This window comes from Inquilinus sp. CA228 (assembly GCF_052078665.1).
Taxonomy (GTDB): Bacteria; Pseudomonadota; Alphaproteobacteria; order DSM-16000; family Inquilinaceae; genus Inquilinus.
The window spans coordinates 1-22,427 of the sequence record NZ_JBQJIK010000035.1 but is presented as its reverse complement, the minus strand read 5'-3'; the positions used below and the strand labels follow the sequence as shown (position 1 = coordinate 22,427).

The window sequence follows — 22,427 nt, the reverse complement described above, 5'->3', positions numbered from 1 at the left end:
CCGCAAGGCCCCAGGGCTTCGGCGGCCCGGCGCCTGGCCTACTCCGCTGCCAAGTGGATCTGGGACCAATTCCACGCGATCACCGGCGCAACATCGTCCAGCCGGAACCGGACTCCACCTCCCGGGCCACCTCCAGGATGACGCGCATGATCTCGTCCTCCGCCTTCGACAACGGGCGACGGCTGGAATGCAGAAGATGGATCACCCGCGTCACCTCCGGTGCGACGATCCGCTGGGCCTGGAGCAGGCCCTGCTCGACCTCGCGCCGCACGGCCCCCAGGGGCAGCACGGTCGCGCCGACGCCCTGCCCCACCAGTTCCTTCACCGTCGCAACGGACTGCATCTCGAAATCCACCCGCAATGCGACGTTCTGCGTCGCGGCGATGTCCTCCAGCATCCGGCGCATGGTGTGGGGCAGCCCCGGCATGATCAGCGGATGCGCCGCCAGCTCGGCGAACGGGATCTCGGCGGGATAGTCGGCGCCGTCGCCCGCCGGCCGCACCAGGAACAAATCCTCCCGCAGCACGGGTTCGCTGGCCAGGCCCTGGCTTTCCGGCAGGTTGTAGGCCAGGGCGATGTCGATCCGCCCGGCCGACAGCCACTCCGCCAGGACACTGCTCAGCCCTTCGACCACGGTGATCGAGACCAGCGGCAGCTCGGCGGAGCAGCGGCGGATCACGGCGGCGGCCAGCGTGGCGTTGAGGCTCGGCGTCAGCCCCAGCGTCACCCGGCCGCGCGGCGGGCCGCTGAAGTCGCGCAGCGCCCGCGCCGTCGCATCGACATCGGCCAGGATGCGCTGCGCGTTCTCGAACAGGACCCGACCCGCCTCCGTCGCCTCGACGCCGCGGGAATGCCGCACCATCAGCTGGACCGACAGCTCCTCCTCCAGCCGGCGGATATGCAGCCCGAGCGCCGGCTGGGCGATGCGCAGCGTCTCCGCCGCCCTGGTGAAGCTGCCGGCTTCGAGCACGCCCACGAAATACCGCAACTGCCGCAGATCCATCGGCGACATCCCCGGTGATGCCCGTCGACCTTGCCGCAACCCCCTTGGCCGACAAAGCGGAATTGCGCCGGCCCGGGACCGGGCGCGAAACCGGATCGCTCTAGCTCCTAGAAAGCTTCTGCTTTGGACCCCGCGTCGCGGCCACCCCTACCATCGCCTTCTCCCGATGAAGGCCGCAGCCATGACTGCCGAGATTCCCAGGCTCGATTTCCCGGATCTCCGGGAGGATTTGCGGACGGCGCTGGAACCGCGGGTGAAGCGGCTCGGCTATCTCGGCGAATTCTTCAAGGTCGCCGGCCACCAGCCGGATGCGCTGAAGGCGTTCGTCGACTTCACCGAATCCGCCAAGGCCGGCCTGCCGAAGCGCGTGGTCGAGACCATCGCCCTGACCGTGGCGGTCGCCTCCGGCAATGCCTATGAGCGCAACCAGCATGAGCGGCTGTCCGTCCGCCTGGGCTTCGGCCGAGACTGGGTCGCGGCGGTCGAGCGGCTGGCCCCCGACGCCGCCGCGATCGGTGAGACCGAAGCGGTGGTCCAGGCCTTCGTGCTGGCGGCGCTGGAGCGGCACGGCCGCGGCACCAATCCTCTGCTGGGCGACGTCGTGCGCGTGCTGGGACCGGAGGGCGCCGTCGCGGTGCTGATGGTGATCGGCCGCTACGTCATGCACGCCCTGCTGGTCAACAGCCTGGCCCTGGCGCCGCCGGTGCCGTCGGTGTTCGAAGACGGGTTCGCCGGATGACCGGGCCCCGGATGGCCGCACCGCTGTGGATCGCCGAGGCCGAGGTCGCCGAGCTGCTGTCGATGGCCGAGGCGATCGAGGCGCTGGAACAGGGCCTGCGGCTGGAGGCCGACGGCGCCGCCCGGACCATGGTCAAGACCCATGTGGAATGGGGCGACGGCCACACGCTGCACGCGATCGGCGCGACGATGGAAGGCCGGGGCCTGGTCGGCGCCAAGGTCTGGGCCCACACCGAGGGCGGCGCCACGCCGATCCTGGTGCTGTGGCATGCCGAGACCGGCGGCCTGGCGGCGATCGTCGAGGCCTTTGCCCTGGGCCAGCTGCGCACCGGCGGCATGACCGGCGTCGCCACCCGGCTGCTGGCGGCGGCGGACGCCGACGAGCTGGCGCAGATCGGCAGCGGCCGGCAGGCCCTGCCCCAGGTCGCGGCCGTCGCGGCGGTGCGGCCGCTGCGCCGCATCCGCGTGTTCAGCCCGACCACGGCGCATGCCGAGGCGATGGCCGCCGACCTGCGCGCCGCCCTGCCCGATACGGAGATCGTGCTGGCCGCGAACCCGGCGCGCTGTGTCGAAGGTGCTGCGATCGTCAACCTGGCGACCCGCGCCCGCGAACCGTTCCTGCGCGCCGCGATGCTGGCGCCGGGGACGCATCTGAACGCCGTCGGCGCGATCACGCCGGAGCGGGAGGAGTTCGCCCAGGATGTGTTCGGCCGGGCCGGGCTGGTGGCCGTGGACAGCCTGCCCCAGATCCGCCGCCTGTCGCGCGAATTCATCACCTGGTTCGGCACGGACGACGCGGCGTGGGACGTCGTCCGGCCGCTGTCGCAGCTGGTGCGGCACGGCATCGCCCGCCCGCCCGATGCCGACCTGACCCTGTTCAAGGCCATGGGCATCGGCCTGGCCGACCTGGCGCTCGGCGCCCGGATCCTCGACCTGGCGCGGCGGCTGGGCAAGGGCCGCAGCTTCACCCCGCCGCAGCGCGTCCCGCCGCGCCTATGGCCTGTCACTTCAACCCTGTAGGGGACGCACATATGACCCAGGACTCCCTCTTCCTCGACCGGACCGGCATGCCGGCGCAGGGCGATCTCGACCTGTGGGAGCCTGTCGTGATCCCGAAGGAGGCGATCGACGCCGAGATCGCCCGGCTGGCGGACCTGCCGCGGCCGGCGAACGGGCGGCGCCAGTCGCTGATCGTCCATCCGCGGTCGACGGCACCCGGGCTGGGCCTGGCGCCCGGCATCCAGGTGACGCTGTTGGTGCTGAAGCCGGGCGAGACCACCCTGGCCTACCGGCACAACGCGACCGAAGTGAATTTCTGCATCCTGGGCGGCGGCACCTCTGTCATCGGCGGCCGGCGGATCGAGTTCGGTCAGTACGACGTCTGGAACACGCCGTCCTACGTCCCCTATGTCCATGAGAACACCACCGGCGCCCTGCAGGCGCGGCTGACCTACAGCAACGCCGCGCTGCTGGAGAGGCTGAACATCCACCTCGCCGAGGACGACCCGGCCCCGGCCAAGACGGTGACCGAGGCCGGCGGCCATGCCGTCGCCGACGGCAAGCGGGTCAACCCGTTCGGCACCTTCCAGCTCGACAACGGGTCGTGGCTGATGCCCTACGAGACCCTGATCAACCCGCCCAGCGTCGAGTCGCCGACGCTGCATTGGCCCTGGCAGGCGGTGAAGCAGAACCTCGACAAGCTGGAGGCGCTGGGCAGCGACTATGTCGGCCGCCGGCTGTACCTGCTGTACAACCCGATGACCGGACGGACCAACGGCACCACCCCGGCCTTCTTCGCCACCATGACGATCCGGCCGCCGAAGATCGTCGACCGGCCGCACCGGCACATCTCGGCCGCCATCAACTACTACTTCTCCGGCAGCGGCCGCTCCACCGTCGAGGGCAAGGTCTATCCCTGGAAGGCCGGCGACCTGATGCTGTCGGCCCCCGGCTGGGCGGTGCACAACCACGCCTCGCATGACGAGCACGTCTATGAGCTGACGGTGCAGGACCAGCCCTTCAACATCGCGATGGAAAGTCTGCTGTGGCAGGAATCGCTGAAGCTGCCGCCGCTGGTGCTGGGCGCCCAGGCCGGCTTCGCCACCAACCGCGACACCGTGGCGGCGGAGTAGTCGATGCTGGACCAGCAGGCCATCGCCGCGGCCGCCGCCCGCCTGGATGAGGCGGAGACGACCCGCCGGCAGATCCGCCAGTTCTCGCTGGACTATCCCGGCCTGACGGTCGAGGACGCCTACGCCATCCAGCGAGCCTGGGTTGCCGCCAAGCTGGCGCGGGGCCGGCGGGTGATCGGGCACAAGATCGGCCTGACCTCGCGGGCGATGCAGGACGCGGTCAAGATCGACGAGCCCGATCATGGCGTGCTGCTGGACGACATGGCCTTCGCGGATGGCGGCGACATCCCCGCCGGCCGCTTCATCGAGACCCGGGTGGAGGCCGAGCTGGCCTTCATCCTGAACCGGCCGCTGTCCGGCCCCGGCTGCACCATCTTCGACGTGCTGAACGCCACCGATTTCGTGGTGCCGGCGCTGGAGATCCTGGATGCGCGGATCCAGCGCTTCGACCCGGACACCCAGGCGACGCGCAAGGTCACCGACACCATCTCGGACAACGCCGCCAATGCCGGCATCGTCGTCGGCGGCCGGCCGTTCCGGCCGCTGGAGGCCGATCTGCGCTGGGTCGCGGCGATCGTCTGCCGCAACGGCAAGGTCGAGGAATCCGGCGTCGCCGCCGCGGTGCTGAACCACCCCGCCACCGGGGTGGCGTGGCTGGCCAACAAGCTGGCGCCGCACGGCGTGGCGCTGGAGCCCGGCCAGGTGATCCTCAGCGGCTCCTTCATCCGGCCGATCCTGGCGCGCCCCGGCGACACCTTCCACGCCGATTACGGCCCGTTCGGCACGGTCTCGTGCCATTTCGCGTGAGGCTGGTCAGACCTTCACCGTCTCCAGCGTCGCCGGGTGGAACAGCTCCTCCACCGTCAGCCGACGGGGGGACAGGCCCTGGACGTGGTGGTGGTGCAGGAAGGCGTCGAGCGTGGCGCGGTTCGGCGCCACGCCGTAGGACCAGAAATCCGGCCCCATCAGCGCCCGCGCCTGGGCCAGCTGCTCCTCGACGAAGGGCAGCGTGACCTTGGTGGCCGATGTGTCGGCCAGCCGCTGCTCGGCCACCGCCTTCGCCCGGGTGAAGGCCTTCAGCAGCGCCGCCGGCAGCCACGGATGCGCCTCCGCCAGCGACCGGCGGACGCCCAGCAGATGCATGATCGGGAAGATCCGGGTGCGGCGGAAATAATCCTGCGCCGCCGCCATCGGGTCCGGGAACAGCCAGCCGACCGGCGACACTCCGTCGTCCTGGCAGGACGGCGCCCGCGGGCTGACCAGCGCGTCGATCCCGCCGGCGGCGAGCAGCTGCGACAGCGAGGCACCGTCGGGCGCGCTTTCAACCCGCACCCCAGGCGGCAGGGCGACCGCGATCTTCTCCGGCCGGCCCGGCTGCTCGATGCCGCCGCGGACCCAGGTGATCTCCTCCGGCGCGACGCCGAAATCCTCCTGTAGCAGGGCCCGGACCCAGACGCAGGCGGTCAGCTGGTATTCCGGCAGGCCGACGCGCCGGCCGCGCAGATCCTGCGGCGTGCGGATGTCGCGGTCGGTGCGGATGGTGATCGAGGTGTGGCGGAAGGCGCGCGACAGGAACACCGGCACGCCGACATAGTCGGACGCGCCGGCCGCTGCCTTGACCGTGAAGCTGGACAGCGACAGCTCGCAGACATCGAACTCGGCATGGCGGAAGGCGCGGAAGAAGATCTCCTCCGGGTCCAGCGCCATATGCAACGGCGTGACCCCGTCGATGGCGACGCTGCCGTCGATCAGGGGCCGGGTGCGGTCATAGTCGCCGGTCGCGACCGACAGGGTCAGCCGGGCCATGGCTCAGGCCCGCCGCAGCCGGAGATGGATGTTCTTCTCCTGGGTGTAGGCGATCAGCTCCTCCAGGCATTCCTCGCGGCCGATGCCGGACTGCTTGGCGCCGCCGAAGGGCGCGCCGAGGAAGTGCTTCGACACCTCGTTGATCCAGACATAGCCGGCCTCCACCGCCGCGGCGGTGCGGTGCGCGCGGTCGAGGTCGCGGGTCCAGATCGAGCAGGTCAGGCCGTAATCGACGGCGTTCACCTCCTGCAGCATCGCCGCCTCGTCGCGCCAGCGGGCGACGGCGAGGACCGGGCCGAAGATCTCCTCCCGCGCGATCCGCATCTCCGGCGTCACGTCGGCGAACACGGTCGGCGCGACGTAGAACCCGTCCGGCAGCGCCGCATCGTCGGGCCGCCCGCCGCCGGTCACCAGCCGCGCGCCCTGCGACCGGGCCGAGGCGATGAAGTCGAGCACGCGGTCGTACTGCGCCCGGCTGACGATGGCGCCCATGGTGGTCGCGGCGTCGGTCGGCAGGCCCGGCCGGAACGCGGCGCAGGCCCCGGGCAGCGCCTGCAGCACCGCCTCGTAGATATCGTCATGGATGAAGGCCCGGCTGGTCGAGCCGCAGGACTGGCCGCACCACGTGAAGTTCATGCCGGCCGCCATCGCCGCCGCGACCTCGCCCGGATCGGCATCGGCGAAGGCGATCAGCGCGTTCTTGCCGCCCAGCTCCAGCATCACCGGCTTGATCGTGTCGGCGGCGGCGCGCATCACCGCCCGGCCGGTGCCGACGCTGCCGATCAGCGACACCATGGCCACGGACGGGTGCCCGGCCAGCACGGCGCCGACCTCACGCCCGCCGGGCACCAGGTTGAACACGCCCGGCGGCAGCAGCCCGTCGATCAGCTCGGCGAAGCGCAGCGACGACAGCGGCGCCTGCTCCGGCGGCTTCACCACCACCGCATTGCCGGCGGCCAGCGGCGCGGCGATCTTGCCGGCGCAGAACATGAAGGGATGGTTGAAGGGCAGGATCTTGGCCACCACCCCCCTGGGCTCGCGCACCGAGAAGTTCACGGCGTCCGGCCCCATCGGGATCGACGCGCCCTTCATCTCGGTCACCAGCCCGGCGAAGAAGTCGAGCTGGGCGCTGGCGATATCGGCGTCGCCCCGCATCGCCGTGACCGGGTTGCCGCAATCGGCGGCGTCGATCAGCGCCAGCTCCGTTGCGTGCTCGCGCACGATGGCGGCGATCCGCCTCAGCAGCTTCGCCCGCTCCAGCGGCGGCACCGCGCGCCAGGTCCGGAACCCCTCCCGCGCCGCCGCGATCGCCGCCTCGGCATCGACGGCCCCGGCATCGGCCACCGTGCCGAGCGACCGGCCCGAACCGGGGCTGGTGACCTCGACATGGCGGCCGCCCTGCGGCTCATGCCAGGCGCCGCCATAGAAGGCTGTCCGGTGTCGCGGCAGCACCGAAGCGAGATCCGGGAGAGACAGGTCGACAGACATGGCGACTCCAATGCCGGGACAAGAGGCCTTCATTCGGTCGGTTTCGTCGGGTACCGGACCAGCGTGGCGAGCTGGTCCGGGCTGAGCGGCGCGGCCAGGAACTTGAACGCGACCGCGTCGGTCATGGCGGCGTCGATCCCGGCCAGCCGGTTCAGCCGCAGGTTTTCCTTGGGGTAGAAGTCGTCGCGGACGCGCTCGGCGATCGCCGGCGGCACCTCGACCCATTTGGCATAGGCCGCGACCGCCGCCGGGTCCGCATACATCCAGTCCAGCGTCTCGCCATAGGCCTGCAGGAAGCGGCCGATGGCGTCCTTCTTCTCCTCCAGCACCGGGGCGCTGGTGATCATCACGCGCACGGTCTGGTTGCGGAGCGACGGCACGTCGCTGCCGCGGGCGACGACGCGGATCTTGCCGTCCTGCAGCGCCTGGATGCCGAAGGGCGGCGACGCCCAGCCGACATTGACCTGGCCCGACATCACCTGGGTGAAGGTCGAGGCCGGGCTGCCGGTCGCCACCGGCGTCGCCTCGATGCCGAGGGTCTTCATCAAGCCCAGCACCGTGACGTTGGTCGACGACCCGTTGGTCGAGAAGGCGATGCTGTGCCCGGCGGCATCGGCCATCGCCTTGATCGGCGAATCCGCCGGCACATACCAGTAGAGGTCGTTGGCGCCGGTGGTCGAGTTGGCGATCATCCGCACCGGGGCGCCCTTGGCGAAGGCGGTCATCACCCCTGGCGTGCCGACGCCGATACCGATGTCGACGCTGCCCGACAGCACCGCCTGCATCGTCTCGCCGCCGCCCTGGGTGTACAGGATCTCCAGATCCAGCCCGTGCTTCCGGAAGATGCCGGCCTCCTGGCCCAGCTGGGCCGGCGAATTCTCCCAATTGCCGCGCTGGCCGATGGCGAGCTTCAGCGTCTCGGCCATCGCCGGCGCGGCCAGCAGGCCGGCGGCGATGCCGATATTGATGGCCCATGCCAGAAGATGTCTTCCCATGGCGCACTCCCTCGCTTTGTCATTGCAGCCGGATCTGTCGCGCTACTGCCGCGGCGGAATCCGGATCAGCTCCGCCAACTGCTCCTGCGTCAGCGGCTGCGTCAGGTTCTTGAAGGCGACGGCGTCCGCCATCAGCAGGTCGAGCCCCGAGATCCGGTCGGGGTCGATCAGCGCCTTGGGGAAGAACTCGTCGCGGACCCGGCGCGCGGTGTCGAGGCTGATGCCGGCGAAATCGGCATAGGCCTTCAGCGCGTCGTCGCCGGCATACATCCAGTCGATCGTCTCGCGATAGGCGGCCATGAAGCGCGCCAGCGTGTCCTGCTGCCCGTCCACCACCGCGGCGTTGGCGACCAGGCTGCGGATCGACTCGCTGCGGATCGACGGCAGGTCGTTGGCGCGGGCGACGATGCGGATCTTCTGCTGCGCCAGGGCATCGAGGCCGAAGGGCGGCGACGCCCAGCCGACATCGACCTGGCCCGACATCACCGCGGTGAAGGTCGCGGGCGGGCTGCCGGTGGCGACGGCCGTGGCCGCCAGCCCGTATTGCTTGATCAGGCCGATCGCCATGCTGTTGCTGGACGACCCGTTGGTCGAATAGGAGATGGTGGCCCCGGCGGCCGCGTCCTGCAGCCGCTGCAGCTTGGACTCCGCCGGCACGTACCAGTATTCGGCCGCGCCGGTGGCCTGGGCACCGATGATGCGGATCGGCGCGCCCTTGGCGAAGGCGCCGAACACACCCAGCGTTCCCGCGGCCACGCCGATCTGGGCGCTGGCGGAGATCACGGCCTGCAAGGTCTCGCCGCCGCCCTGGGTGTAGAGCAGCTCGAGCTCCAGCCCATGCTTCTTGAAGATGCCGGCCCGCTGGCCGAGCTCGGCCACCGCCGTGTCCCAGTTGCCGCGCTGGCCGATGGCGAGCGTCAGCTTGTCCACATCCGCGGCCTGCGCGACCGCCAGGCTCGTCGCCATGGCCATGCCGACCAGGCTGGCCATCCTTAAGATCCGATTCATGGAATCCTCCCCGTTCTGGCCGCGGCCGCGCGGGTCGGCGGGCGCTTCGCGGCCAGCCTCGTCACCAGCGCGTTGACGGCAATCACCATTGCGAAGATCGAGATCAGCAGGGCATACAGCGCCGGCATGTCGAAGCGCTGGTAGTCCTGCATCACCAGGAACCCGAGCCCCCGGTTCGACAGCTTGGTCTCGGCCAGCAGCACGCCGATGATGGCGATGCCGAGACCGAGCCGCAGGCCGTTCAGCACCGGTTCGCGCATCGCCGGCAGATAGACCTTCGTCACCATCTGCAGCGGTCCGGCGCGGAAGCTGCGGCCGACCCGGATCAGCACCGGGGCGATGCCGCGCATCCCCGCTGCCGTGCTGAGGGCAACCGGGAAGAAGCAGGACAAGGCGCCCATCGCGACCTTGGAGCCCGGCCCGACTCCGAACCACATGATCATGACCGGGAAGAAGATGATCTTCGGCGTCGGCCCCAGCCAGTACAGGTAGCGCTCGAAGGCGCGGCCGAGCAGGCGGCTGCCGCCGAGCAGGATGCCGACCGTGAGGCCGGCGAGGCCGCCGACGGCCAGGGCCAGGCCCGCCTCGGCCGCGGTGACGCCGAGATTGCCGTAGAAGTCGCGGCTGCCCGCCAGCTGCACCAGCGCCGCCGCGATGGCCCCCAGGCCGGGCACGACGTCGCGGTACAGCAGCCCGGACATCGCCATGCCCTGCCACAGCGCCAGCACGACGACGATGAGGACGAGACGCAGCGCCAGGACCGGGTCGACGCCGCCCCGGCGCGGGCCGGTCACGAGCCCGGTCGCAGCCATCGCTCGATCCTTTCCAAGACGGCGAAGAAGCAGATGCTGACCAGCACCACGAAGGCGATCGCGGCATAGGTGCCGGGCAGGTCGTAGCGTTCGGCCAGCTCGTTGATCAGCGGGCCGAGGCCGCCGAAATTGATCAGGAACTCGACCCCGACCACGTTGATCAGGGCGAAGATCAGGCCGAGCCGGACGCCGACGAAGATGCTGGGCAGCGCCGCCGGCAGCTTGATCATGCGGAACTGCTGCCAGTCGCCGAGGTTGAAGCTGCGCCCGACATCGACGAAGACGGGCGGCACCGCGCGCAGCCCTTCCAGCGTCTTCAGGATCACCGGCGGCAACCCGGCCAGGGCGCCGATCATGACGATGGTCCAGGCGCTGCGCCCGAAGATCACCAGGAACAGCGGATAGACCAGGACGATCGGGGCCGCCGCGAACCCCGCGACCCAGGTTTCAGTGGCCCGGCGCGCCAGCTCGACCCGGTCGAGCAGGATGCCGAGCGGCACGCCGACCACGGTCAGCAGGACACCGGCCCCCAGCGCCTCGCCGGCAGTGACCAGGAAACGGTGCAGCACCCCCTCCTCCGCCACCACCCGCTCCAGGGCCAGCAGGACCTCCGACGGCAGCGGCATGACGAAGCGGTTGATCAGGCCGATCCGGATCAGGATCTCCACCGCGACCAGGGCGGCGACGAGCGTGCCGAGGCCGAGCACGGCGGGGCCCCAGCGGTCGTGCCGGATGGCGAGGTGTGCCATGGCCTCAGCCCCGCGCCAGCGCGGCCCGGTCGGCCTCGGTCATGCCGCGGCTGGCCTCCTCGCGCAGATCCTTCCAGATCTCGGCGACGTAGCGGCCGAACGCCTCGCTGCCGACGATCTCGGAGGTGCGGGGCCGCGGCAGGTCGATCTCGATGATCCGCTTGGTCCGCCCGGGGCGCCAGGTCATCACCAGGATACGGTCGGACAGCTGCACCGCCTCGGCGATGTTGTGGGTGATCAGCACGATGGTCTGCTGCAGCGCCTGCTGGATCTCGATCACCTTGTCGCCGAGCAGCAGGCGGGTCTGTTCGTCCAGCGCCGCGAAGGGCTCGTCCATCAGCAGGATCTTCGGCTCGAAGGCCAGGGTCCGGGCGATCGCCACCCGCTGGCGCATGCCGCCGGACAGTTCGGACGGGTAGCGCCGCTCGAACCCGTCGAGCCCGACCAGGGAGATGAAGTGCCGCGCCCGCTCCAGCCGCTCCGCCTTCGGCATGCCGCGGATCTCGAGCGGAAAGGCGACATTGTCGACCACGCTGCGCCAGGGGAAGGCCGATTCCTCCTGGAACACCATGCCGATCGCCGGATGCGGGCCCGAGACGCGCTCGCCCACCACCCGGACCTGGCCTTCGGTCGGGGCGATCAGCCCGCCGATGACGTTGAACAGCGTGGACTTGCCGCAGCCGGACGGGCCGATGACCGAGACGAACTCGCCGGGCCGGACGTCGAGCGACATGTGGTCGACGGCGACGATCGGCCCTTCCCGCGTCTCGTAACGCTGGACCACGTCGTCGACCACCAGGACCGGGGTGGTCGGTGCCGCGGACAGGGGGATGGCGGATGGGATCCGCGCCATGGTCGCCAGGCTCATCTCTTCCCCTCCTCGGCTTTCGTCTCACGGGTCAGGGCGCCGGCCATGGCGGGCGTGTAGCCGGGCTCGACCCGGACATCGACCACGGCGACGCCGCCGGCCTCGACCACCGCGATCGCCCGGGCGTAGGCCTCGACCAGCTGCTCCCGCGTCGTCACCGGGCCGAAGCCTTCGGCGCCCTGGGCCCGGGCCATGCCGGCCAGGTCGATCTCCGGGTCGGCCATGCGCTGGCCGATCCATTTGTTCTCGACCGGGCGGCCGCGCATCCGGGCCACGCGCTCCTGATGCACCTCGTCGTTGAAGAAGGAGCGGTTGTTGGCGACGACCAGCAGCAGCGGGATCCGGTAATGCACCGCGGTCCACAGCGCGGTGACGCCCATCAGGAAGTCGCCGTCGCCGCAGATCGACACCGGCAGCCGGCCGCTGCCCCGCAGCGCCAGCGCGGCGCCGACCGAAATGCCCGGCCCGCCGCCGATGCCGCCGCCGCCATCGGAGCCGACGAAGTCGAGCGGGTGGCGGAACGGCCAGAACGCCCCGTCCCAGGACAGCGGCAGATGCAGCAGCGACACCGGCCTGCCGGCCAGCGCCGCCCGCAGATGAAAGGCCAGGTCGGGCACGACGAGGGGCCCGGCGCCGCCGGCCGGCCGCGGACCCGGCGCCGGCACGGCCGCCGCCGCCACCGCCCGCGGGACGGCGCCGAGCGCGCGGCACAGGGCCGAGACCAGCGCGTCCGGGTCGGCGGCGATCAGCCGATCGACCGGGGCCAGCGCCTGGTGGTCCATGCTCCAGCCATTGTGCAGGATGTGGTCGAGCGAGACATGCACGACCACCCCCGCCGGCCGGGCCGGCAGCGCCCCGTTGAGCGCGATCCAGTCGAGGCTGAGCACGACATCCGCCTGCTCCAGCGCCGCGCGGGCCTCGGGCAGCGGGAACACGCCGGGCGGCGCGAGCGAGAGCGGATGGTCGGTCGGGAAGCCGGCGCCGAGCTTGAGGTCGGTCAGGACCCGGGCGCCGGTCGCCTCGGCCAGTGCGATGCGCTCGGCCCAGCCCTGTTCCGACCGCGACACCCGGCCGACCAGGATGACCGGCTGCTTCGCCCCGCGCAGCAGCGCCGCGAGACGGTCGACCTCCTCCGCCCCCGGCGGATGGTCGATCCGGGGCGCCAGCCGCTGCAGGTCGAGCGGCGGCAGCGGGGCGTCGAGCGGCGCCTCCTGCATGCCGGCGTCGAGATTGATGTAGACCGGGCCGGCGGGATGGGTCTCCGCGATCCATTTCCCCCGCACCAGCGCCTCGCGCGCCGCGCCCGGCGAGGCCGGCTGGTCGTCCCATTTGACGTAGGAGCGCACGATGGCGCCCTGGTCCCGCGCGGTGTGGATCCAGTCGATCCAGGGGCGGCGCTTCTCGGCATCGACCGGCCCGGTGGCGCCGATCACCAGCACCGGCATGCGGTCGCACCAGGCGTTGAAGATCGCCATGGTGGCGTGGAACAGGCCGACATTGGAATGGACCGCCACCGCCATGGCCCGACCGGTGACCTTGGCATAGCCCTGCGCGATCGCGACCGCGTGCTCCTCATGCAGGCACAGCAGCATCTGCGGCTGCCGGTTGCCGAGATGGTTGACCAGGCTGTCGTGGAAGCCGCGGAAGCTGGCTCCGGGGTTGAGCGCGATATAGGGGATGTCGAGCGCCCGCAGGGTTTCGGCCACGACGTCGCTGCCGAAGGCGGCCGGTCCCGGCTGCCCCACCGGCGTTTCCATGGCCGCGTCGGCGGGGGCGTCGAAGGGTTCGCGGGTTCGCATCCCGGTCACTCCGCCGCCATGTCGGGCCGGCTGGACCGGCTCTGCGTTGCCCGGTGCAGCCAGTAGTCCCAGGCCCGCTGCAGCACGGTGTCCCTGAGATTGACCTCGGCCGACAGCCGGATCTCGCCCGGCGTCAGCGGCGTCACTTTGCCGAGGCGCAGCGCGGCCTGGAGGATCTCGGCGTCGCGACAGAAATGGATGGCGCGGAACAGCATCTCGCGCAGCGTCCGGCCCGCCACCACGGCGCCGTGATTGGCCATCAGCACCGCCCAGTGCGGCCCCATCGCCGCGGCCAGCGATGCCCCCTCCTCCGCCGTCGAGACCAGCATGTTGGTGTCGCCGAACACCGCCCGGCCGCTCCAGGACGGCACCGTCTCGCCCATGGTGGCGCCGACATGGGACACCGGCACGATCGCGGTGCCGGTGACGCAGAACGGCATGATCGCCGGCGCGTGGAAATGACAGACCGCACCGATATCGGGCCGGAGCTGGTAGACCGCGCCGTGGATCACGCGCTCGGCGTAGAACGGCCCGGTCTCGGGCTCGTCCGGCCGGGAGTCGAGGGCGAAGCGACGGATGTCGGCCTCGGCCACGATCTCGGGGCTGCGGGAGCGGGACAGCAGGTAGCGGCCGGGATCGTCGGGATCGCGGAGGCTGACATGGCCGAACGCGTCGAGCACGCCTTCGCGCGCCAGGATGTGGTTGGCGGCCACCAGATCGCGGCGCAGCGCGTCCGACTGGGTCATCGGGTGCCTCCCTTCGGTGTCGGCTCGATCGGCCGCTTTCCCGATCCGAAGGAAACCGCAGCGGCCCCGGCCTGTCCAAGACATGTTTCGGTTCAGTCAGACCGAAATGGTTTGACCGGCACCGCCCCGGCCGCCGAAGCTTCCCCCGGGGAGACATGCCGTGCGCCTGCGTCAGCTGGAATATTTCGTGCAGGTCTGCGAGACCGGCAGCATCACCCGGGCGGCGCAGGCGCTCAACGTCGCCCAGCCGGCCCTGGGGCTGCAGATCCGGAGCCTCGAGCAGGAGCTGGGCACGCCGCTCTTGATCCGGACGCCGCGGGGCACCGCCACCACGCCGGCCGGCGACATCGTGCTGGAGGAAGCGCGGCTCATCCTGAACCGGATGCGGGAGCTGCGGCGCAAGCTGCGGGATGCCGCCGCCGTGCAACGCCCGATCATCCTGGGCCTGACCCCCAGCCTGACGACCTTGCTGACCAACCGCCTGCTGGGCGTTCTGGCCGAGGCGAAGCCGCCGCTGAAGCTGCAGCTGTTCGAGGAGTTCAGCCATATCCTGATCGACCGCGTCGAGCACGGCCAGCTCGACATGGCCCTGGCCTATGGGGCCTCGGCGGACCGCTTCCCGGACCGCGAGCCGCTGCTGCGGGAGGTGCTGTTCTTCGTGTGCTGCCCAGGGTCGCCCTTCGACCGGCCGGGGCCGCTGCCGTTCCGCGACCTCGCCAAGGCCGAATTCGTGATGCCGGGCGAAGACGACCTGGTGCGCCGGCTGGTGGAGGAGACGCTGAGCCGCAACGACCTGACCCTCGACACCACCTACCAGGCGCACTCGTCGCAGGCGATGAAGGACGTCATCGCCCGCGGCCTGGCCTGCGGCGTCCTGCCCTACGGCACGATTGTGCGGGAGCTCGCGGCCGGCACCCTGGTCGCCCGGCCGATCATCGACCCGCCGATCGTGCGGGAGCTGTTCGCCATCTGGTCGCCCGACCGGAAGCTGAGCCGCGACGAGCGCAGGCTGCTGGACGCCATCAGGGATCTGCTGCGGGCCCTGCTGATCGAGGTTCCGACGCTGTCGGCCTGGCAACAGGATTGAACGGCCTGATCAGAAGCCGCATCTCCATGCCTCCGTCAAGCACTCCCGGCTGCCTCGAACGCCAGTTCGGCGGCCCCCACCAGGCCTGAATTGTCGCCCAGCGCCGTGCGGCGCTGGTCTTCCACGGGGCCTCGCGATGAGGCACGGATCAGCCCCGATGCTCAGACCTCGCCACTGGCATAGCGGGCCAGGGTCGTTCTGGTGCCGACATCCCAGAGGGACCTGAGGCTTTCGGCGAAGGCCGTGGCGAAGCTTTCGGACGTCGCGAGATCGCCATAGATGTCGGCCATCGAGATCCAGGCCTGCGGGTCCGTCTTCGCGGCCTTGGCTCGCGCCTGCAGGGCATCCCAGGCCGTGTCGTTCGGCGGCACCCGCCGGCCGGAATCGGTGGTACCGAAGCAGTGGCGGCACCACAGCGCCGAGACCAGGGCCAGCCCGCCGACGCTGCCGCCCGCCTTCAGCCGGTCGGCGATCACCGGGATGATGAATTTCGGCTGCCGGTCGGAGCCGTCGCGGGCCAGCCGCGGGATCGTGTCGGCGACCTTCGGGTTCAGGAAGCGCTTCTGAACCAGGCTGAAATAGGCGTCGAGGTCGGTGTCCGGCACCGGCGGGACGGACGGGATGATCTCCTCGCGCTCGAGGCGGGCCAGGAAGGGGCCGATCTTCGGATTCTCCATCGCCTCGTGCACGAACCGGATGTCGAGCAGCTCCCCCGGATAGGCGATCGCCGCATGGCCGCCGTTCAGGATGCGGATCTTCATCAGCTCATAGGGGGCGACATCCGGCACGAAGGTCACGCCGACCTTCTCCAGCGCCGGCCTTCCCGCCGTGAAATGGTCCTCCAGCACCCATTGCCGGAACTCCTCGCAATAGACCGGCCCGGTGTCGGCGACGCCGAAGGTCTCGCGGCAATGGTCGATCTCGCGCGGCCCGGTCGCCGGGGTGATGCGGTCGACCATCGCGTTCGGGAAGGCGACGTTGGCCATGATCCAGTCCGCCAGCTCGGGGTCGGACAGGCGGGCCAGGCCGGCCACCGCCGCCTGCGTCACATGGCCGTTGCCGGGGATGTTGTCGCAGGACAGCACCGTGAAGGGCACCAGGCCGGCGGCGCGGCGGCGCTTCAGCCCGGCGACGATGATGCCGAAGACGGTCTTCGGATCGTCCGGGCTGCGGCCATCGGCGGCGATCGCCGGGTGCTCCGGATCGAAGGCGCCCGACGCCGGATGCAGGAAGTAGCCGCCCTCGGTAATCGTCAGCGAGACGATGCGGATCGCCGGGTCGGCCAGCGCCGCGACGGTCGCGGCCCGGTCCTGCGGGTCGAGGAAGCCGATCATGGCGCCGGTGACGCGCGCGGCCGTCCGGCCGATGTCCTGCTCCACCACCGTGGTCAGCCAGTCCTGCGCCTGCAGCCGGTCGTGCATGGCGCCGTCATAGGCCGTGACACCGGCGCCGATCAGGCCCCAGTCGCGGCCCTCCCCGAGATTGAGCAGCGCATCGAGATAGACCGCCTGGTGGGCGCGGTGGAAGTTGCCGATGCCGAAATGCACGATCCCGGCCGACAGGTCCTCCCGCCGGTAGGACGGCACAGCCACTCTGGCCGAGATCGCCCCCAGATTGGCCAGCGTCAGTGACATCGCCATCGCATCATTCCTTGTGCTCATCCGACGTCCGCAGTCTACGTCCGGGCGCTGCCGGACGTCGCGCCGATCAGCGTGCTCCAGATCGAGCCGATGCCGCCGAGGAAGCTGGTGCCGCCGGGGATCACCGCCGCGATGGCGTCGAGCTCGTAGGATGGCCCGAGTTGCAAGCCGTGGCCGGCGTAGAGCTTGGCAGCGGACATGGCTCCCCTCCAACCCCGCCAGCAGGGTTCCATCCGGCCGGCCCCGACCAGACCGGCGATGCCCAGCACCTCGCCCTCGTGGATGTCGAAGGAGCAAGGCTGGACGCACCTTCCGTCGACGACCTCGCGCACCGAGAGAACGGGCCGTCCGCGGCTGCCCTGCGGGTCATGGTCCTTCCTGTAGACGGTGGACAGGTCACGCCCGCGCTCGCCCGCCCCTCCGCTAGACCAGAAGCTGCGCCAGCGTTTCGGCAGTTCCATGCGCTTCCAGCCGCTGCGAGATGTCCCGATAGGCCGCGAGGAAGCGCGAACTCTGCCGCAGGGAGAGCCCGCGAAAGGCGGCGATGTCGAGCACCGCCAGCGGGTCGCCGGCGCGCAGGCGCTCCCGCTCCGCCATGTCGATCTGCGGCTCGAAGACCTCGAAGGGCGTGCCGCGGTCGTCGACGCCGCGGAGATAGCGGCCGAAGCAGGCGATGAGGAAGGCCTCGCGGGTCAGGTCGCCGCCATCGGCGATCAGCTGCGCGATGGTCTTGCCGTGGAACACCACGATCTTCGAGGCGCCGTCGCCGGCCACCCGCAGCAGTTGGTCCTTGATCGCCGGATCGGCGAAGCGCTCGACGACCGTCGCAGTGAAGGCGTCGACCGAATAGCCGGAGGGCGGCGCGACCAGCCGCCGGGTGTCGAGGTCCCAGAAATTGTGCAGCAGCCTGACGATGCCGGGCTGGCGCATGCCCTCATCGACGAAGCGCAAGCCCATCAGCAGGCTGGGATAGCACATCAGCATATGGGCGGCGTTGGACAGCCGGCCCTTCACCGCGACATAGGCCGGCACCTCGTCGCTGAACACGACACCGGCCAGCTCGAGTTCGGGCCGTCCGGCGCTGAACCGGTCCTCCACCACCCAGCTGGTATAGGTCTCGCAGGTCGCCGCGACGAGGTCGTCGACGCCGGTGGCCGCTGCCAGGCGCCGGCGGTCGGCCTCCGGCACCTGCGGCGCGATCCGGTCGACCATCGAGTTCGGGAAGGCGCCGGTCTCGTCGATCCAGTCCGCGAGATCCGGGTCCACCGCCCGGGCGAAGCCGGTCACGCATCGCCGGGTGACGTCGCCGTTGCGCTGGAGGTTGTCGCAGGACATCACCGTGAACGGCGGCAGCCCGGCCCGACGTCGCCGCGCCAGCGCGGTGACGATGGTGCCGAACACGGTCCGGGACGGCTCGCCCGCCAGGTCGTGGCGGATGTCGGGCGCGTCCAGCCGGAACGCACCGCTCGCCTCGTCGAGATTGTAGCCGCCCTCGGTGATGGTGAGCGAGACGATCCGGGTGGCGCCGTCGGCCAGCAGGGCCAGGACGGCCTCCGGCGATTGCGGGGCGTGCAGATACTCGACCATGGCGCCGACGATCCGCGTCTCGCGCGGCGCCGGCGAGGTCAGCTCGGTGACGGTGTACAGGTTGTCCTGGCGGCGATAGGCCTCGGCCTTGGCCCTGGCGGCCGGCCCGTCCATCGGGCCGACGCCGCAGATGGCCCAGTTCTCATGGCCCGGATGGTGCAGGCAGGTCTCGATGGCCAGCGCCTGATGCACCCGGTGGAAATTGCCGACGCCGAAATGGACGATGCCGGGCTGCAGGCGGTCGCGGTCATATTCCGGCTTCGTGACGGTGGGGCCGAAGGACGCCAGGGTGGCGCGGCTGAGCTGGATCATCTGGGGCGCGGTGTCCTGAAGGGAGCGCCCTCCCGACCATGGGAGGGCGCTCCGGGTCACGGTCGGGTCGGCGTCAGTCGTCGTGCTGGGAGTTCCAGCCCTTGTACGCGCCGACATTCTCACGGGTGACCAGGGTCGAGGGGATCAGGATCAGCGGCGTCGCGGGCTTCTTGCCGTTGATCAGGTCGAGGCCGGTCTCCACCGAGACCTTGGGGATGGCGTAGAAATCCTGGCTCGCCGACGCCTCGATCATGGCGAAGGCGGGATCCTTCAGAGCGGTCTCGATGTCGGGCGACCCGTCGACCGAGGTGATGAAGAACTCGCCGCGGCCCGCCTGCCTGGCGGCAAGGGCCGTGCCGATCGCCTGCGGATCGTTGATCGTGAAGATCGCGTCGATCTTCCCGAAGCGGGTCAGGTAGCCCTGGGCCACGGCCATGCCGCCGTCCCGCGAACCCTTGCCGTCCTGGTCGTCGGACAGAATCTTGATCCCGGGATACTTGGCCAGCACCGCCTTGCAGCCGTTGACCCGGTCGATCACCGACGAGACCTGGGGCCCGTTCTGGATGATGACGTTGCCCTGGCCCTTCAGCTTGTCGGCGATGTACTGGCAGGAGACGCTGCCGGCCATGACGTTGTCGGTGGTGATGGCCGCGTCGGCGCCCTCGGCCGCCGTGTCGAAGGCCACCACCGGGATGCCGGCGGCCTGCGCCTTCCGGATCGCCGGCGTGAGCGCCTTCGTGTCGCCCGGGTTGAGCAGGATGAAATCGACCCCCGCCGCGATGAAGTTGTCGATCTGATTGACCTGCTTGCCGAGGTCGTAGTCGTAGCCGACCGTGGTGACCTGGGCCTGCGGGTTCGCCTTGTGGATCAGGCGCGTCGCCGTGTTCGCGATGATCACGAAGCCGGGATTGCCCAGCGACCCGACCGAGATGCCGACGGACCTGACGTCCTTGGCCATGGACAGCCCGGCGGATGACAGGGCGATCGCGATGCCGGCCAGGAGCATCCCGGCCAGGCGGGCTCTTTGTCCCATTGGTTCCTCCCTTGCAAGATCTCTATGAGATCGATCTCATAATGAGATTCAGCGAGAGAGAGCAGGCCGAACTGCGAGGCGGGCGCGGCGGCGAGCCAGCCGGAAGGCGCGGGGCGTTAGCCTCGCAGGCGGTGGAGATCCGCCACGGACCGGCGGTCGATCAACTGGATCGGCAGTTCGATCCGGCCTGGGCTCCCTTCCCCCCTGATCTGCCGGATCAGCGCCGTGACGGCCGCGCTGCCGAGCGCGTAGACCGGGCGCCGGACCACCGAGAGCGCCGGCGTGATCACCTTCGCCCAGGGCGAGTCGTCGAAGCTGATCAGCGACACGTCCTCGCCGATGGTCAGGCCGAGCTCGCCGCAGGCCGCCAGCACGCCCAGCGCCATCTCCTCGTTGGTGGCCAGCACGGCGGTGGGGCGTGGCCGCTGCGCCAGAAGCTGCAGCGCGGCGGCGTGGCTCGCCGCGAGGTCGCTGCGGCTGTAGCAGATCAGCGGGTCGGGAGCGCCCTTCGCCGCCAGCGCCTCGAGCGCGCCGGCCATGCGTTCGCGCACGGTGGAGACCACGCCCGCCGGCTGCGACGTCTCCGACCCATGGGCCGCGGCGGTCGCCAGCAGAAGCGCGATATGGACGTGGCCGCGTTCGAGGAAGAGGTCGATGGCGGCCCTGGCGCCGCCCCGGTCATCGGTGCAGGCGCTGGCCACGGCCAAGCCCTCGACGCTGCGGTCCAGCAGCACCAGCGGCTTCGCCAGGTCGTCGTCCAGCACCAGGTGATCGTAGCGCGTCGCCGATGACGGCACGACGATCAGCCCGTCCACGCGCTTCTCGAGCAGCAGGCGGACGGCGTCGATCTCCTTGGCGAGGTCGTCGTCGGTGTTGAGGACGAGGGTCTGGTAGCCTTCCCGGGCCGCGGTGTCGATGATGGCCCGGATGGCGTAGCTGAAGAACGAATTGCTGATGTCGGCCACGACCACGCCGATGGTCTGCGTGCTGCCGGCGCGCATGGCCCGGGCCACGACATTGGCGCTGTAGTTCAGCTCACGCGCCGCGGCCAGCACCCGTTCGCGGGTGCTGCCGCCGACCAGGCCGTAGCCGCCGAGGGCGCGGGCCGCCGTGGCGCGCGACACCTTGGCCCGGCGGGCGACATCGATCAAACGAGCCGGCCGTTCGCCGCTGCTCCTGCCGGTCCTGCTCGCGCTGTCTGCCACGGATCGTTCTGACGCTCGTTCACCCTCTCTCCAGTTCTAGTCGCATGGCGCGGACGCTGCCAATGGGGTCGGGCAGAGGCCGGCGATCATCCGGCCGAGGATGGACCCGGCGGCAGGTTCGCCTCGAAGCAAGGCAACCCAGATCTACCGCAAGACCGGCAATCCGGGAGCGGTGTGTCTCGCCGGCCGGTCACCTTGAGCAGCGCTAGCCCCGGCCGTGAAACGGCATCCTCATCAGCGGGCTATTCGGCGTTCTCACACTTGTCGCCCCCTGTGACGGGGAGGTCGTCGGCGACGGCGTCAGCCTCGAGTGTGACGTTGTCCGCGGCGGTCGCCACTGGGGCACGTCATTGACGATCGGCGGTGAGCCGATCCCGCCGGCGCAGGGACTGCCGATCTGGGTCGGATCGACGATGCATTGGGCCATCGCGGCCGGCACGGTCGCAATGGTCAGGCTGGCGGCCAGCGCCAGACGGATCCATGTTTTCATGTTCGTCATACTTGCAGCGACCGGCCGGCTTCAACGCCATCGGCCTGCCGTGCGATGTTGCGCCGCGTCGGATGCACAATAGACGTCTCGCTTTCCCGGGCGCCGGAGGCGTCGCTCACGGTACCCAGCCACAGCGCTTGGCCAGGCGAACGAGAGGCGTCCCGCCCACAACGTCGATGACGGAGGGATATACTGAGGGGCCTCGCGCTCGGGGACATGTCGGTCATCGTTCGCTCCGCTGGGAGGGGTTCCGAGGCTAGGTCGCGTTGGATGGCGAGGCAGTTGCCGGCCGGGGCTGCCTGGCGAGGTAGACGCCGGCCGCGCAGAGCGCGAGCGCTCCGACCGCCACCGGGTGCAAGGGCTCGCCGAACATGCCTCATCCCCAGATCATGGTGACCGGGGGGTGAGGTAGATCAGGCTGCCAATTCGAGTGGCCGTGCTTCTCTGCAGGCAGAGCCAGTAGAGGCCGTAGCCGATGATGGTCGAGAACACGATGAACCAGGCGACGGCCGCGGCGAATTGGGCTGTCACCGTTGGGATCAGGCCTCCGTCGCCGACGGCGAGCGGCCAAACAGGAGGGCGGCGACGGCACTCTGAATGCCGAGTCCCGCCACCAGTGGCGTCGCCCTCGAGATCGGGGCGAAGGTCGCCAAGGGTGAGATGCGCTGGGGCTGAGCGTCCTGCACACGCGGCGACCCGGCCCGAGCCAGGGAGTGCTGCGACTTCTCGCTGCGGCGATCGCCATGATCCGCGGCGTCGGAACGCAAGAAGCCCCCGCTTGGGGCGGGGGCTTCTTGAGAAGGTTGGTTGCGGGGACAGGATTTGAACCTGTGACCTTCAGGTTATGAGCCTGACGAGCTACCGGGCTGCTCCACCCCGCGGGGGTGGTGAGAGGGCATTGAGGAGAGGATGCGAAGAGTGTTCTTGGG

At 70.4% G+C, this 22,427-nt stretch carries 21 protein-coding genes and 1 tRNA gene; 5 read left to right on the top strand and 17 right to left on the bottom strand.

Going from position 1 to position 22,427, the window contains the following annotated elements:
* Positions 1–79: 79 nt before the first annotated feature.
* Positions 80–1,003 (bottom strand): LysR family transcriptional regulator, encoded by a 924-nt coding sequence (locus tag ACTOWL_RS18465; protein WP_441322728.1) that lies wholly within the window; start codon positions 1,001–1,003, stop codon positions 80–82.
* Between the two features lie 181 nt (positions 1,004–1,184).
* Here ACTOWL_RS18465 and ACTOWL_RS18460 point away from each other — a divergent pair, with 181 nt between their 5' ends.
* The 4 genes from ACTOWL_RS18460 to hpaH are packed head-to-tail and all read left to right on the top strand — an operon-like array spanning position 1,185 to position 4,680.
* The gene (locus ACTOWL_RS18460) at positions 1,185–1,742 is read left to right on the top strand and encodes a carboxymuconolactone decarboxylase family protein (RefSeq protein ID WP_441322727.1); all 558 of its coding nucleotides are present in this window, start codon (positions 1,185–1,187) and stop codon (positions 1,740–1,742) included.
* Positions 1,739–2,761 (top strand): ornithine cyclodeaminase family protein, encoded by a 1,023-nt coding sequence (locus ACTOWL_RS18455; protein ID WP_441322726.1) that lies wholly within the window; start codon positions 1,739–1,741, stop codon positions 2,759–2,761. The genes ACTOWL_RS18460 and ACTOWL_RS18455 overlap by 4 nt, the downstream gene beginning before the upstream one ends.
* An 11-nt stretch (positions 2,762–2,772) precedes the next feature.
* Positions 2,773–3,873: a cupin domain-containing protein gene (locus tag ACTOWL_RS18450; protein ID WP_441322725.1), complete on the top strand. Its 1,101-nt coding sequence runs from the start codon at positions 2,773–2,775 to the stop codon at positions 3,871–3,873.
* A 3-nt stretch (positions 3,874–3,876) separates the two neighbouring features.
* Positions 3,877–4,680: a 2-oxo-hept-4-ene-1,7-dioate hydratase gene (gene hpaH, locus ACTOWL_RS18445; RefSeq protein WP_441322724.1), complete on the top strand. Its 804-nt coding sequence runs from the start codon at positions 3,877–3,879 to the stop codon at positions 4,678–4,680.
* A gap of 6 nt (positions 4,681–4,686) precedes the next feature.
* Here hpaH and ACTOWL_RS18440 read toward each other — a convergent pair whose 3' ends face one another.
* Genes ACTOWL_RS18440 through ACTOWL_RS18400 form a run of 9 tightly spaced genes read right to left on the bottom strand, consistent with a single transcriptional unit; the run spans position 4,687 to position 14,144 of the window.
* A complete protein-coding gene (locus ACTOWL_RS18440; protein WP_441322723.1) occupies positions 4,687–5,679 on the bottom strand; it encodes a hypothetical protein in 993 nt (330 codons plus the stop codon).
* A gap of 3 nt (positions 5,680–5,682) precedes the next feature.
* A complete protein-coding gene (locus tag ACTOWL_RS18435; RefSeq protein ID WP_441322722.1) occupies positions 5,683–7,167 on the bottom strand; it encodes an aldehyde dehydrogenase family protein in 1,485 nt (494 codons plus the stop codon).
* Between the two features lie 29 nt (positions 7,168–7,196).
* Positions 7,197–8,162: an ABC transporter substrate-binding protein gene (locus ACTOWL_RS18430; protein WP_441322721.1), complete on the bottom strand. Its 966-nt coding sequence runs from the start codon at positions 8,160–8,162 to the stop codon at positions 7,197–7,199.
* 42 nt (positions 8,163–8,204) lie between these two features.
* On the bottom strand, positions 8,205–9,170 hold the full coding sequence (locus ACTOWL_RS18425; RefSeq protein WP_441322720.1) for an ABC transporter substrate-binding protein: 966 nt from the start codon (positions 9,168–9,170) through the stop codon (positions 8,205–8,207).
* The gene (locus ACTOWL_RS18420; RefSeq protein ID WP_441322719.1) at positions 9,167–9,982 is read right to left on the bottom strand and encodes an ABC transporter permease; all 816 of its coding nucleotides are present in this window, start codon (positions 9,980–9,982) and stop codon (positions 9,167–9,169) included. The genes ACTOWL_RS18425 and ACTOWL_RS18420 overlap by 4 nt, the downstream gene beginning before the upstream one ends.
* Positions 9,961–10,731, bottom strand: coding sequence for an ABC transporter permease (locus ACTOWL_RS18415; protein ID WP_441322718.1), 771 nt, complete (start codon positions 10,729–10,731; stop codon positions 9,961–9,963). The genes ACTOWL_RS18420 and ACTOWL_RS18415 overlap by 22 nt, the downstream gene beginning before the upstream one ends.
* 4 nt (positions 10,732–10,735) lie before the next feature.
* Complete coding sequence (locus tag ACTOWL_RS18410) at positions 10,736–11,599, bottom strand: ABC transporter ATP-binding protein (protein ID WP_441322717.1); 864 nt, start codon at positions 11,597–11,599, stop codon at positions 10,736–10,738.
* Entirely contained in the window at positions 11,596–13,398 is a 1,803-nt protein-coding gene (locus ACTOWL_RS18405) for a thiamine pyrophosphate-binding protein (protein WP_441322716.1), read from the bottom strand. Before ACTOWL_RS18405 ends, ACTOWL_RS18410 begins: the two co-directional genes overlap by 4 nt.
* Positions 13,399–13,403: 5 nt before the next feature.
* Positions 13,404–14,144 carry a class II aldolase/adducin family protein gene (locus tag ACTOWL_RS18400; RefSeq protein ID WP_441322715.1) on the bottom strand — a complete coding sequence of 247 codons (741 nt, stop codon included), beginning with the start codon at positions 14,142–14,144 and terminating at the stop codon, positions 13,404–13,406.
* Positions 14,145–14,304: 160 nt separating this feature from the next.
* Here ACTOWL_RS18400 and ACTOWL_RS18395 point away from each other — a divergent pair, with 160 nt between their 5' ends.
* Complete coding sequence (locus ACTOWL_RS18395; RefSeq protein WP_441322714.1) at positions 14,305–15,231, top strand: LysR family transcriptional regulator; 927 nt, start codon at positions 14,305–14,307, stop codon at positions 15,229–15,231.
* 161 nt (positions 15,232–15,392) lie between these two features.
* Here the strand turns inward: ACTOWL_RS18395 and ACTOWL_RS18390 are convergent, their stop codons facing one another.
* The 7 genes from ACTOWL_RS18390 to ACTOWL_RS18360 form a co-directional block, all read right to left on the bottom strand.
* Complete coding sequence (locus ACTOWL_RS18390) at positions 15,393–16,871, bottom strand: mannitol dehydrogenase family protein (protein ID WP_441322713.1); 1,479 nt, start codon at positions 16,869–16,871, stop codon at positions 15,393–15,395.
* Positions 16,872–16,906: 35 nt separating this feature from the next.
* A complete protein-coding gene (locus ACTOWL_RS18385) occupies positions 16,907–17,071 on the bottom strand; it encodes a hypothetical protein (protein ID WP_441322712.1) in 165 nt (54 codons plus the stop codon).
* A gap of 223 nt (positions 17,072–17,294) precedes the next feature.
* Positions 17,295–18,770 carry a mannitol dehydrogenase family protein gene (locus ACTOWL_RS18380; protein WP_441322711.1) on the bottom strand — a complete coding sequence of 492 codons (1,476 nt, stop codon included), beginning with the start codon at positions 18,768–18,770 and terminating at the stop codon, positions 17,295–17,297.
* A 73-nt stretch (positions 18,771–18,843) separates the two neighbouring features.
* Positions 18,844–19,803: an ABC transporter substrate-binding protein gene (locus tag ACTOWL_RS18375; protein WP_441322710.1), complete on the bottom strand. Its 960-nt coding sequence runs from the start codon at positions 19,801–19,803 to the stop codon at positions 18,844–18,846.
* A gap of 116 nt (positions 19,804–19,919) precedes the next feature.
* Positions 19,920–20,954 carry a LacI family DNA-binding transcriptional regulator gene (locus ACTOWL_RS18370; protein ID WP_441322709.1) on the bottom strand — a complete coding sequence of 345 codons (1,035 nt, stop codon included), beginning with the start codon at positions 20,952–20,954 and terminating at the stop codon, positions 19,920–19,922.
* Between the two features lie 931 nt (positions 20,955–21,885).
* Complete coding sequence (locus ACTOWL_RS18365) at positions 21,886–22,029, bottom strand: hypothetical protein (protein ID WP_441322708.1); 144 nt, start codon at positions 22,027–22,029, stop codon at positions 21,886–21,888.
* 273 nt (positions 22,030–22,302) lie between these two features.
* Positions 22,303–22,379 (bottom strand) — tRNA-Met (locus ACTOWL_RS18360).
* Positions 22,380–22,427 lie beyond the last annotated feature (48 nt).